This is a genomic window from Pelagimonas phthalicica (genome assembly GCF_004364805.1).
Classification (GTDB): domain Bacteria; phylum Pseudomonadota; class Alphaproteobacteria; order Rhodobacterales; family Rhodobacteraceae; genus Pelagimonas; species Pelagimonas phthalicica.
This window is the reverse complement of the sequence record NZ_SOAP01000001.1, coordinates 1,530,314-1,542,934: the sequence shown is the minus strand read 5'-3', so window position 1 is coordinate 1,542,934 and position 12,621 is coordinate 1,530,314. Positions and strand designations below refer to the sequence as shown.

Genomic DNA, 12,621 nt, shown 5'->3' with positions numbered 1-12,621 from the left:
ATGACAGAAATTCACGCGCCGCAAGAGGGCAACGTCATCACCGAGATATTGCAAGCCGCCATTGATAACACCGCTGCTGCGGGTGGTGGCCGCGTGACGCTTCCGCGCGGGCGCTGGGTGTCGGGCGCGATTGTCATGCGCTCGGGGATTGAGCTGCACGTGCCTTTGGGGGCAACCCTTGCCTGTTCTGGTGATTACGATGACTTTGTTGCGGGCACTGTGTCCGTCATTGCCGAGGACAGCGACCGCGGTTTCATCGTGGCCCGCGATGCCGAGAATATCGCGATCACCGGCAAAGGTGTGATCCATGGCAGCGGTCCGGATTGGTGTTCGCGTGAGGGTTTGTTCGACGGGGTCAAATGGGCAAACTACAACCGCCCCCGCATGGTGGTGTTCGAGGCCTGCCGCAATGTCGATATTCGCGACGTGACCTTCATCGAGGCCCCGATGTGGACCATTCACCTGGTCGCGTGCGAGCATATCCGGGTGAGCGACCTGACAATTCTCAACGACATGGCGATGCCGAACACAGACGGGGTGAATTTCGACAGCTGTCGCGATGCCTTTATGTCCGGGTGCAAGATTGTCGCCGCTGATGACTCGGTCTGTGTGAAAACCTGCGCCAAGCTTGATCCAGCCTTGGAAGGGCCAGCAGAACGCATTCACGTCACGAATTGCCATTTCACCTCGCGCAGTTGTTCGGTGAAGATCGGGACGGAAACCCATCAGGATGTGCGCGATGTGGTGTTTTCCGGGATCACGATCACGGGCACCAATCGCGCCTTTGGCATTATGGCGCGGGATGGCGGCACGATTGAACGCATTCGGTTTTCCAATAGCACGGTGGATTGCGCTCAGGCACCGCACGCCTATTGGGGATCTGGTGAACCGATAACGATCAACTCCCACGCGCGCGTCCGAGGCGCGCAGCCGTCGATTGTGCGTGACATCGCGGTGACCGGAATAACGGGGCGTTGCGAGGGGGCGATTGTCGTGCATGGTGATCCTGAAAGGCCCATTGAAAACCTGCTGATTTCAGCGGTCAACCTACGTCAGGAGCCAGGCGAATATGCGCATGAAATGTTTTTGGACCTGCGCCCCGTGCCCGAGGATGTGAACGATCTGGATGATCCTGAATTGGGACGGCGAAACTGTTTCGTGCGCCGCCCTGATGGCGGGATTTATGGAGTCGATCCTTACCCGAATGGCCTGCCCGGCATCTTTCTGCGCCATGTGCGGGAGGCGCGGTTGGAGCAAGTGCAAATTGATCGCCCCTCTCCCTTACCCGAAGGCTGGTCGCCTGACTTGATTGATCGGGACGGCTGACCCTACATGACCGCCCCAATGGTCCAGGGAACAAACTCCACCCCGCCATAGCCCAGCTTTTCGCTTTGCGTCTGGGCACCGCTGGCGGTGTTTATCAGAATATCCAGAAGCTCTTGCCCCTTATCTTCCAGTGAGACGCCATCGCTGACGATATCACCGCAATTGAGGTCCATATCGCCCTGCATACGGCGATACATCTCGGAATTGGTGGCCAGTTTCACGCATGGGACGGGCTGATAACCAGATACTGAGCCGCGCCCGGTGGTAAAGACGATCAGGTTCGCGCCGGATGCGATTTGCCCTGTCACCGAACAGGGGTCAAAGCCAGGGCTGTCCATAAAGACAAATCCGTTGGTGTCGATAACCTCGCCGAACTCATAGACCGCGCGCAGTGGGGCCGAGCCGCTCTTGGCCACTGCGCCCAGCGACTTTTCCAGAATCGTGGTCAACCCGCCGCGCTTGTTGCCGGGGCTTGGGTTATTGTCCATCTCACCACCATTGCGCGCGCAGTAGTCTTCCCACCAGGCAATGCGCGTCAGAAGCTTGTCGGCCACGTCCGGGGTTTCGGCGCGGGCCGTCAGCAAGTGTTCTGCGCCATATATCTCGGGGGTTTCGGACAGAATGGTTGTGCCGCCATGGCGCACGATCAGATCCGAGGCGATGCCCAAAGCGGGGTTGGCGGTGATACCGGAATAGCCATCTGACCCGCCACATTGCATGCCAATGGTCAGCGCGCTGAGCGGGGCGGGGGCGCGTTGTGCCTGATTGGCAACCTCGGCGATCCCACGCAATTCTTGCAGGCCGCGTTCCACCGTGGCGGCCGTGCCGCCTTCGGATTGGATCGTCATGTAACGCAGCGCCCCGTCCGAGCGGATTGGCCGCCCGCCAACAAGGTCCGCCACCTGCATGACTTCACAGCCCAGCCCGACCAACAGGATACCGCCAAAATTCGGGTTTTGGGCATAGCCTGCCAGGGTTCTGAACAGCGTGGCATAGCCTTCATCCGCAGCCGACATGCCGCAGCCCGTCCCATGTACGATGGGAACAATCCCGTCGACATTTGGGAAGCCATCGAGCAAGCCGGTTTCGGTTGCGGCCTGCGCGATGAAACGGGCGACAGAGCCGGAACAATTCACCGAGGTCAACACCCCGATATAGTTGCGCGTGCCCACCTTGCCGTCGCTGCGATGGTAGCCCAGAAAATGGCGATCCGATTGGATCGGTGCCAGCGGTTTGACCGCCTGTTGACCATCCGTCTTGGCCACATGATCGGCCATGCCCAGATTATGGGAATGAACATGATCACCCGGCGCAATCGGAGCCGTTGCCTGCCCAATCACCTGCCCGTAGCGGCGTAGATTGTCACCGACCCCATGCGGGGCAAGAGCTATCTTATGACCGCGCGGGATGTCGGAATTTGGAGCCAGCCCAAGGTCATCAATCATGCTGCCCGCCTTAAGATCGCTCAGGGCGATGGCGACGGAATCTCCTGTCTGCAATATCAGAGTTTGGGCCGTCATATCGCCTCCAACGCGTGGATAACCCCGCGCAGTTCCGCCAATCCTCGCATGCGGCCAATCAGAGGGTAGCCAGGATAGGTTCCCATGCTGGCATCGCTCAGCAGATCGTGACCGTGGTCCGGTCGGAAGGGAATGTCGCAATCCGGCCTGTCATTGGCTTTGCGTCTGCTTTCTTCGTTCAACAGGACACGGGCCAGCGCGACCATATTGGTGTCCCCTTCCAGATGCGCCGACTCTTCAAAGGAACCGTCGGGATCTTTGCGCACATTGCGGAGATGGGCAAAATGGATGCGGGATGCATTCTGTTCGGCAATGGCAACAACATCATTGTCCGGGTTCGCCCCAAGCGAGCCAGAGCACAGCGTCAGACCATTCGCGTTGCTGTCATGGGCGGACATGATCCAATCGATGTCATCAGCATTCGAAACGATCCGTGGCAGACCCAGAATATCGCGCGGCGGATCGTCGGGATGGACGCAAAACCGCATTCCCAACTCTTCGGCGGTGGGGATGATTTCGTCTAGGAACCGTTTGTAATTTGCCCTGAGATCCGAATGGCCCAGCCCGGAATAGCTTTGCAAGGCTTGCCGCAAACCGTTCACATCATAGCGGTCAAAGGCCCCCGGCAAACCCGCCATGATTGAGGCCAACAGGGTGTCACGATCTTCCTGAGTGCTGGCCGTGTACCACTCGGCGGCTTTGGTCAAAACATCCGAGGGATAATCCTCGGCCGCTTCCATGCGCCCCAGCATATGGATTTCAAACGCGGCCATGCGATGGGCCTCAAAGCGCAGACAGGTTCCGCCATTTGCGACGGGAGCATGCAAATCTGTGCGGGTCCAATCCAGCAGCGGCATGAAGTTGTAACAGATGGTATCAATGCCCTCCGCCGCGAGATGGGCCATGGATTGGCGGTAATTGGCAAAGAGCATCGTCAGATCGCCGGTGCCGCGCTTGATATCTTCGTGCAGGGGTAGGCTTTCGACCACTGTCCAATCCATGCCTGCCGCTTTGATAAGGTCACGGCGTTTGCCAATCGCATCACGCGACCAAACCTCGCCATAGGGAATTTCGTGCAAAGACGTGACGATGCCCGAGGCTCCGGTTTGCCTGATATCGGCCAGCGAGATCTTGTCCAAACCCTCACCATACCAGCGAAAGGTCTCTTTCATCGCGCGGTCTCCCTCATGGCTGCCAATGCCCCTTTGTCATCAAGTTTTGCAAGCGCCGCAAGCAGGGCAGGGGCGAGTTCGGCAGGGGGATCGCTGAACACGGCTTTGAAACCGATGAGCTTGGTCACCAGATCGTCGCGGGTGGCGGCGGTTGTGATCAACTCTTGCAACTGATCCTGAAGCGGGTCCGAAATGGAAAGGGCGTTGTCGTTGTCATCCTTGCCCTCAAGAAACCGAACCCATCCGGCCACAGCCAACGCCAAACCGTCAAAGCTGCGACCAGCCTTGGCATTGTCCTGAATGGTCCCAAGCAAGCGTTGTGGCAGTTTCTGACTGCCATCCATCGCGATTTGTTCCAGCCGATGCTGGATCGCCGGGTTTTGATACCGCTGCAGCAGGGCCTCGGCATAAGCGGGCAGGTCTGTGGCCTCGGGCGGGGTGAGGGTGGGGATGATTTCCGCAGTCCAAAGATGGGACAGAAAGTTTACGATATCTGCATTTTCGCAAGCCTCGGACACGGTGCGAAACCCGGCAACCGCACCCAGATAGGCGAGGCTGGAATGGGTGCCGTTCAACATACGCAGCTTCATATGCTCGAAGGCTGTGACGTCCTGCACGAACTGGGCTCCGACACTGGCGAAATCGGGGCGATTGTTGTCGACGAACTGGTCTTCGATCACCCATTGGCTAAAGGGTTCGTGACCGACCGGGGCAACGTCTTGTTCACCGGTATGATTGGCGATCTGAGCGATCAAAGCGTCGGTTGTTGCCGGGACAATGCGGTCAACCATCGTCGACGGGAAACGCGCCTCGGACTCGATCCAGGCGGCAAGATCCGGGTCGATTTGCGAGGCGAGAGACAACACGGCAGCTTTGATTTGCGCGCCGTTATTGGGCAGGTTGTCCAGCGACATGACCGTAAAGGGGCGCAGGCCCGCAGCGCGGCGGTGTTGCAAAGCTCTGACAATATATCCAGGCGCGGATTTGGGCATGTCATGGGCGATGTCATGCTGAATATCCGGGTGGTTCATGTCCAGTGCCCCGTCTGAGGAGGCCAGGCAATACCCCTTTTCCGTGATTGTCAGGCTGACGATCTTTACGGTCTCATCCGCCATAGCATCCAACACGGCTTGTGGGTTTTCCGGTGCAACAAGGACATCGTTCAGCACGGTGATGTCCTGCGTCTTCAAACCTTCCGGGCCCATCTCTGCCGCCGTATAGCGCCAGTTCTGCTCGCGCAGCTTGTCGCGGACCCCGGGAGACCGGAGGCTGACACCAATAATGCCCCAATCGCCGCCGTCTTTCTTCATGGCGTTCTGAATATAGACCGCGCCGTGAGAGCGGAAAAAAGCCCCTAACCCCAGATGGACGATCCCAGTTTTCGGGGCGTTTGACATGTCTTGTGTCATTGGCGGTGAGCTTTCTTTGCTGGTCCGGAGATCGGCTCTCGGAGGGAATTCATTGCCTCAGATGCACCCTGAACATCTGTCGCGAGGGTGTTGGGGCCAAAGGATGGACGGGCGTTGGCATTCTGGCACGGAGTTATGGGCAGGCTGCGGGTTCGCGGCCCGGTTTGGGCTGACCAATTTTCGCCATGCGGAACCATGAGTCGCCTTTCCCCTGAAGCACCTCTGGCTATACGAATTTCGCGCAGACTAGTCAACTAATATGTTAGATTGGCTATCCCCTTTATTAGCCGCAATCGTTGAAAACGAAAAAGGTCGCCATGCTACGCAATGGCGACCAAATTCTTTGCAACTGAATGGGCAATTTCTGCCTATCGTTTGCCGTAATAGAGGCCGACCACATGTTCGGCCTGGGCAAAGAATAACCAGCGCGACACCACGACACCGGTCACATGACTGATGACTGCGATCACCGCCAAGAGGTGGCCCGGATTGGTCAGCAACAGCAGCAATGGCAAGACCGTGCTGAGCGCCAGAGAGATCAGGCGCAGTTTGTCGCCGTGTTTGCGGCCCACCACATAGACGAACTCGTTCAGCAGGTAGTTTGTGCCGGTATGCGGCGGCTCGAAAGCGCGAACTTTGCCGCGCGATCCAAGGCCGGTCGCTGTGCCAAGGTCGGTGCCCGAATCCGAAAACCTCTGATCGCCTTGCCAGAACCAATAGGCCTGCACTGCGCCAGACAGGGCAATCAGGAACACCGCCGTGTTGATGTAACCGGCAAGCAAGGCACCTCCGCCCAGCGATAGGGCGAAAAACAATGCTGGCGTTGACCAATGGTTCCAGCGCGGCACGGTTTTCAACTGCGTGTAGATCATCGAGGTGGTGCCGACGGTTGCCAGGCACAGCAAAGCCCCCAGCCAACCCAGTGGCGCGATATGGATGCCCAGGAGGACCCAAAAGAACGCATAAAGCCCCATGACCGCCAGCGCACCGGCTGCGCTCCAGGCTTCGCGGCTCAGCCAACTGCTGCGCCATTGGGTAAACGCTTTGAGCGCACGTTCCGGGTGGCCCAAGTGGAAGGTCGACGCTGCCAAGCCCCCGCAGGCGAGTGCGAAGGCGATGAAGAAGAAGGTAAAGCCGACCCAGCCCCCATGCGGGTCAGGTGAAATACCAAGCCAGAACAATAGGCCGAGACCCAGGCCGGAAAAAGTGGTGAAGATGATAACCGAAGGTGCTGGATGCATCAGAACTTCTCCAGAGCTTTGTCGAGCCAACCAAAGAACCCTTGCGGTTCCTGCGCGACCGGTTCCAGCCAAGGGGCGAGCACATCGACCTCACCTTGCCAGCTGTCTTTGGGTCGTGGGGGGAGGTATTTATTGACCGGCTTGGTGCCCAGTTCCGGCATCAAATCCATGCCGCCGCGCTCGGCGCTGAGTTTGGACACATTGCTTTCGGGATCCGAGAAATCGCCAAAGTGACGAGCCCCTGCGGGGCAAGTACGCACGCAGGATGGTTCTCGATCTTCTTCGGGCAGGTTTTCGTTATAGATGCGGTCAACGCAGAGCGTGCATTTCTTCATCACGCCCTCGGCGGCATCCATTTCGCGCGCGCCATAAGGGCAGGACCAGGCGCAAAGCCCGCAGCCGATGCAATTATCTTCGTTGACCAGAACAATGCCGTCTTCGACGCGTTTGTAGCTGGCCCCTGTAGGGCAGACGGTCACGCAAGGCGCATCGTCACAATGCAGGCAGGATTTCGGGAAATGCACCAGTTGCGCCGGGCCTTGGTCTGGCTGGACCTCGTAACTGTGGACACGGTTCAGAAAAGTGCCCACCGGATCGGCACCATAGGGGTCTTGGTCAGACAGCGGCGCGCCATAGTTTTCAGTATTCCAGCCTTTGCAGGAAATCACGCAGGCATGGCAACCGACGCAAGTATCAAGGTCTATAACCAGACCGAGCTTGCGGTCTGTTTGTTCAGGAAGCGAGGTCATGCAGGGGCCTCATTCGTTGTGGGGCGCGGCAAGGGCAGCGAAATTGAGTATTTGGGCCAAGAAGAAACACAGGTCATTTGCCCACCTTCCAGCGCAGCTCTTTTGGGCCTTGTCCGACCGGTGAGGTCTGAGGCGCGAAATTCGGTTGGCTTTCTTCGGTTGGGCCGCTGGCCTTTTCGATCCGGACTTTGAGGTCGAACCAGGCCGCTTGCCCGGTGATCGGGTCAGAATTGGACCAGCGCAGCCCGTCTCCTTTGGGCGGGAGGAGTTCGTTGATCAGATGGTTGAGCAAGAACCCTTTGGTGGTTTCTGGCGCGTCATTTTCCAGCGCCCAGGCCCCCTTGCGTTTGCCAATGGCGTTCCAGGTCCAGACGGTGTTTTCGTTTAACGCCGCCATTTCCATCACGGGCACAGTGATTTCGCCATGGGCGGAACTGACCCGGGCCCAGTCGCCATCTTGCAAACCGTGCTCACGCATCAGTTTGGAGGGTAAATACAGAGGGTTGCGGCCATGCAGCTGGCGCAGCCAGGCATTCTGGGTGCCCCAGCTGTGATACATGGCCATGGGGCGCTGGGTCAGTGCGTGGATGGGATAACGATCCGGATCGACCATGGTGCCCTCAAACGGTTCGTACCAGATCGGCAGCGGGTCCATGACCTTTTTCAGGCGGTCGCGCAGGTGCTCGGGCGGTTGATGATCCCCATGCCCTTCGGCGGCGCGTTGGAACTTGCGCACCGGTTCGGAATAGAGCGTAAAGATATACGGCGCTGGGGCGTCGTAAAAGCCCATCTCAACCGCCCAATCCTGATAGGCCGCGTTCCAAGGTTTGAAATAGGCCGCTTCGGGCGCGATATGGGCGATGTGAAAGCCGCCATTTTCGATATAGCTGTCAAGCTGCGCGTCGTTCGGCGCACCTCGGCCGGTTGTTGGGCCGTCCTCGCCAATGCGCCAGCCGGTCAGCGGCCCAATGCCAGGTTTGCGTTCGTGATTGGTGATGTAATCAGCATAGTCCTGATATTTGGCGCTGCCATCCTCATTGGTGAAATTGGGCAGGCCGAGTTTGGCACCAAGCTGGATCAGGGCGGTCTGGAAGCCGCGCACATCGCGATCAGGTTCCACCACCGGCCAGCGGATTGCGTCGGCAGCACCGTCCGGCTCGGAAATCGGGCGATCCAGCATCGAGATGCAGTCATGGCGCTCCAGATAGGTGGTGTCTGGCAGGATCAGGTCTGCATAAGCCACCATTTCCGAACTATAGGCGTCAGAATAGATGATGCGCGGAATGACATAATCGCCGTTTTCATCCGTGTCAGTCAGCATCTTCATGACACCAGAGGTGTTCATGGAGGAGTTCCAGGACATGTTCGCCATGTAAAGGAACAGCGTGTCGATCTTATAGGGATCACCGGCATGGGCATTGGCGATGACCATATGCATCAGGCCATGCGCTGACATCGGGTTTTCCCAGGTAAAGGCCTTGTCGATTCGCGCCGCGCTGCCATCGGGTTTGAGCATCAGGTCCTCGGGACCACGGACAAAGCCCAGATGCGGGCCGTCCAGTGGCTGACCGGGGTTAACGCCGCAATGGGGTTTGGGGTGCGCCTCGACCGGTTTGGGGTAGGGCGGTTTGAAACGGAAGCCACCGGGAGTTTCGACAGAGCCGAGCAGGATTTGCAACAGATGCAGGGCTCGGCAAGTCTGGAACCCGTTGGAATGGGCCGAAATCCCGCGCATAGCATGGAAGGAGACCGGGCGGCCGATCATTTGCTTATGTGTCTCGCCGCGGAAATCGGTCCATTCCCGATCCAGAACAACAGGTTCTTCAAAGGCAACACGGGCCAACTCGGCGGCAAGGGCGCGAATACGGCTGGCCGAGATTCCGCAGCGTTCAGCGACAGCTTCGGGCGCATATTGCGGGTCGAGATATTTCTCGGCCATTTCATGCATCACCGAGTGATGGGTAACGCCCGCACGGCGGATATGGCCAGTCAGATCCGGGTAAATGCCAGGTGTGTCAAAGGCGACCAGCTCTTTGGTTTTGCGATCCATGACAAGGGGTTTGTCATTGTCGTCGCGCAGGAACAGGCCGTGGTTTTCTGACTTTGGGTCACAATCCAGCAGCACCGGCGCATTGGTGTAACGCGCGAGATAGTCGAGATCGATGCGCCCCGCCTTAAGCAGCTCATGCACCAGCGCCAGAATGAATAGCCCATCGGTGCCGGGGGTGATCCCGACCCATTCATCTGCCACGGCGTTATAGCCAGAGCGCACCGGGTTCACGCCAATCACCTTGGCCCCGCGCGCCTTGATCTTGCCGATGCCTGCTTTGATCGGATTGCTGTCATGGTCTTCGGCCACCCCAAAGATCATAAACAGCTTGGTGTGCTCCCAATCGGGCTGGCCGAACTCCCAAAAGGCACCACCCATCGTATAGATGCCTGCCGTCGCCATATTGACCGAACAGAACCCGCCATGGGCCGCGTAGTTGGGCGTGCCAAAGCTTTGCGCCCAAAGGCTGGTAAAGCTTTGGGATTGGTCGCGCCCGGTAAAGAAGGCCAGTTTTTCGGGGTTGGTTTCGCGCAAGGGACCAAGCCAGCCAGCGGCGATGTCAAAGGCTTCGTCCCAACTGATTTCTTCGAATTCACCTGAACCGCGCGGACCGACCCGTTTCATCGGTGCCCGCAACCGCGAAGGCGCATTGTGCTGCATAATGCCGGCGCTGCCTTTGGCGCATAGCACACCTTTGTTGACCGGGTGGTCGCGGTTGCCTTCGATATAGGCGACCTTGCCGTCCTTCATATGCACGTTGATCCCACACCGGCAGGCGCACATGTAACAGGTGGTCTTGCGGATCTCGTCCGAGACTTTGGGGCTGGTATCGATGTTCGGCTGTTGGAATGTCATTCGTTTGGCCCCGTCCCTTTGGCTCTGGTCTCGGGCAAACCTGCCAACGCCGCAGGTTCGCGTTTTTCTTGGCTATGCCTGCATCCGCTGAGGGAAATTTGGCGATCAGCCTAGGTCGAAACGGCGAAAAACACACGATGGATCAATTCGTGGCGCTTGGCTTCGCCTTGTCCCAAACCCATATTTTGTTAGGCCCTAAGCGCCCGGAGATCAGCTTGCCGGAAGCAAAGGCAATTTTTGGTCAGATGGCGGTTTTGTCTAATCATGGCGCGGAGAAAGTGGCGAAAATTTCCAGGATGAATGATGTAACATTCATGTATCAATTTTCGGTGTTGGGTTTTCTGTTACGCTACGAGCGTGTCCGAATACCCGCTTTCGAGCATGATTCATCCGCCATTCAGCCACCCCGCCCGGAATGCTCCGGGCGAGGCGGCTTGCGCTTATTGTGGGACCATGTCGTCGGCAGAGATGCCCGCCACTTCCACTGGCTTTTTCATGGCGTCACGGCGGAATGGCTCACCCAACTCTTGGTTGATCATGGCTTCGATCAGGGTGGTCTTGCCCTCTTTCTGATCCTCAATGGCCTTGTTCAGAGCAGCGGTGAGTTCGTCCATGGTGCGCGCAACGACGCCTTGCAAGCCGCAGGCCTTGGCGATGCCAGCATATGACACTTGCTCGTCCAATTCGGTGCCAACAAAGTTGTCGTCAAACCACAGGGTCGAGTTCCGCTTTTCCGCGCCCCACTGGTAGTTGCGGAAAACGACCTGCGTGATGGCCGGCCATTCGCCACGACCAATAGCGGTCAGCTCGGTGACGGCGATGCCAAAGGCTCCATCGCCGGAGAAACCAACAACAGGCACATCAGGGCAGCCGATTTTTGCGCCGACCACGGATGGGAGACCATAGCCACAGGGGCCAAACAGGCCCGGGGCGAGGTATTTGCGACCTTCCTCGAAGGAGGGGTAGGCGTTACCGATGGCGCAGTTATTGCCGATGTCGGAGGAGATGATCGCCTCTTTCGGCAGCGCCGCCTGGATTGCGCGCCACGCCATGCGTGGGGACATCCAGTCCGGCTTGGCGTCGCGGGCGCGCTCGTTCCAGGTGGTGCCCGGATCGTCATCTTCGTGGGTCATCGAGGTCAGCTCTTGTGCCCAGGCCGATTTCTTCTGCGCGATGTCGTCCTTGCGGGCCTGACGGCCTTCGTCACCGGCGGTGTCGGACAGCTGTTCAAGGATACCTGTCGCAACCTTGGCCGCGTCACCGACGATGCCAACGGTGACCTTTTTGGTCAGACCGATGCGATCCGGGTTCATGTCGACCTGGATGATTTTGGCGTCAGCAGGCCAGTATTCCATGCCATAGCCCGGCAGCGTCGAGAACGGGTTCAAACGCGTACCCAGCGCCAGAACAACGTCTGCCTCTTTGATCAACTGCATCCCTGCCTTGGAGCCGTTATAGCCCAGAGGACCAGCAAAAAGCGGGTGGTTGCCCGGGAAGGCGTCATTGTGCTGGTAGCCCACACAAACTGGGGCGTCTAAACGTTCCGCCAGTTTGATCGAGGCGTCGATGCCGCCCTCAGACAGAACAACGCCTGCGCCGTTCAGGATGACTGGGTTCTTGGCTTCGGACAGCAGCTTGGCCGCATCGGTCACCGAAGTCGAGCCACCGGAAGAGCGTTCGAATTCGATGGGCTCTGGGATTTCGATGTCGACAATTTGGGTCCACATATCACGCGGGATGTTCAACTGCGCCGGGGCAGAGGCGCGCTTGGCCTGAGCGATGACACGGGTCAACACTTCGGCAACGCGAGATGGGTCGCGCACTTCTTCTTGATAGGCAACACAATCCGCAAACATGCGCATCTGTTCCATTTCCTGGAAACCACCCTGACCGATGGTCTTGTTCGCGGCCTGAGGGGTGACCAGCAGCAGTGGCGTGTGGTTCCAATAGGCGGTTTTCACGGCGGTTACAAAGTTGGTGATGCCCGGGCCGTTCTGCGCGATCATCATCGAAACTTTACCGGTCGCGCGCGTATAGCCGTCAGACATGAATCCGCCCGAGCCCTCATGGGCGCAATCCCAGAAATGAATGCCAGCTTTTGGGAACAGATCAGAGATTGGCATCATGGCCGACCCGATAATCCCGAAAGCGTGTTCGATACCGTGACGTTGAAGCACCTTCACAAAGGCTTCTTCTGTGGTCATTTTCATTTAGGTGTCTCCCAAGAAAAGGCGGCCGACCAAAAGATCGACAAGATTTGCCTCATCGTAGACAGGACGACGCATGGGAAATAGGGCCA

The 12,621-nt window shown here is 58.3% G+C and carries 8 protein-coding genes; 1 reads left to right on the top strand and 7 read right to left on the bottom strand.

Going from position 1 to position 12,621, the window contains the following annotated elements:
- The gene (locus CLV87_RS07600; protein ID WP_099242262.1) at positions 1-1,326 is read left to right on the top strand and encodes a glycoside hydrolase family 28 protein; all 1,326 of its coding nucleotides are present in this window, start codon (positions 1-3) and stop codon (positions 1,324-1,326) included.
- A gap of 2 nt (positions 1,327-1,328) precedes the next feature.
- On the opposite strand, the gene CLV87_RS07595 is transcribed toward CLV87_RS07600, so the two are convergent.
- The 7 genes from CLV87_RS07595 to xsc form a co-directional block, all read right to left on the bottom strand.
- On the bottom strand, positions 1,329-2,846 hold the full coding sequence (locus CLV87_RS07595; protein WP_099242264.1) for a UxaA family hydrolase: 1,518 nt from the start codon (positions 2,844-2,846) through the stop codon (positions 1,329-1,331).
- Positions 2,843-4,018, bottom strand: coding sequence for a mannonate dehydratase (gene uxuA / locus CLV87_RS07590; RefSeq protein WP_099242266.1), 1,176 nt, complete (start codon positions 4,016-4,018; stop codon positions 2,843-2,845). Before uxuA ends, CLV87_RS07595 begins: the two co-directional genes overlap by 4 nt.
- Positions 4,015-5,427 (bottom strand): mannitol dehydrogenase family protein, encoded by a 1,413-nt coding sequence (locus CLV87_RS07585; RefSeq protein ID WP_235871866.1) that lies wholly within the window; start codon positions 5,425-5,427, stop codon positions 4,015-4,017. Before CLV87_RS07585 ends, uxuA begins: the two co-directional genes overlap by 4 nt.
- 368 nt (positions 5,428-5,795) lie before the next feature.
- Entirely contained in the window at positions 5,796-6,668 is an 873-nt protein-coding gene (locus tag CLV87_RS07580; protein ID WP_099242270.1) for a dimethyl sulfoxide reductase anchor subunit family protein, read from the bottom strand.
- Positions 6,668-7,417 (bottom strand): 4Fe-4S dicluster domain-containing protein, encoded by a 750-nt coding sequence (locus CLV87_RS07575; protein WP_099242272.1) that lies wholly within the window; start codon positions 7,415-7,417, stop codon positions 6,668-6,670. Before CLV87_RS07575 ends, CLV87_RS07580 begins: the two co-directional genes overlap by 1 nt.
- A 73-nt stretch (positions 7,418-7,490) precedes the next feature.
- Complete coding sequence (locus tag CLV87_RS07570) at positions 7,491-10,322, bottom strand: molybdopterin oxidoreductase family protein (protein ID WP_099242274.1); 2,832 nt, start codon at positions 10,320-10,322, stop codon at positions 7,491-7,493.
- A gap of 440 nt (positions 10,323-10,762) precedes the next feature.
- Complete coding sequence (gene xsc, locus CLV87_RS07565) at positions 10,763-12,532, bottom strand: sulfoacetaldehyde acetyltransferase (RefSeq protein ID WP_099242276.1); 1,770 nt, start codon at positions 12,530-12,532, stop codon at positions 10,763-10,765.
- Positions 12,533-12,621 lie beyond the last annotated feature (89 nt).

Coding starts and splice junctions, on each gene's coding strand:
- CLV87_RS07600 (WP_099242262.1), top strand. CDS start 1: ATGACAGAAATTCACGCGCCGCAAGAGGGCAACGTCATCACCGAGATA.
- CLV87_RS07595 (WP_099242264.1), bottom strand. CDS start 2,846: ATGACGGCCCAAACTCTGATATTGCAGACAGGAGATTCCGTCGCCATC.
- uxuA (WP_099242266.1), bottom strand. CDS start 4,018: ATGAAAGAGACCTTTCGCTGGTATGGTGAGGGTTTGGACAAGATCTCG.
- CLV87_RS07585 (WP_235871866.1), bottom strand. CDS start 5,427: ATGACACAAGACATGTCAAACGCCCCGAAAACTGGGATCGTCCATCTG.
- CLV87_RS07580 (WP_099242270.1), bottom strand. CDS start 6,668: ATGCATCCAGCACCTTCGGTTATCATCTTCACCACTTTTTCCGGCCTG.
- CLV87_RS07575 (WP_099242272.1), bottom strand. CDS start 7,417: ATGACCTCGCTTCCTGAACAAACAGACCGCAAGCTCGGTCTGGTTATA.
- CLV87_RS07570 (WP_099242274.1), bottom strand. CDS start 10,322: ATGACATTCCAACAGCCGAACATCGATACCAGCCCCAAAGTCTCGGAC.
- xsc (WP_099242276.1), bottom strand. CDS start 12,532: ATGAAAATGACCACAGAAGAAGCCTTTGTGAAGGTGCTTCAACGTCAC.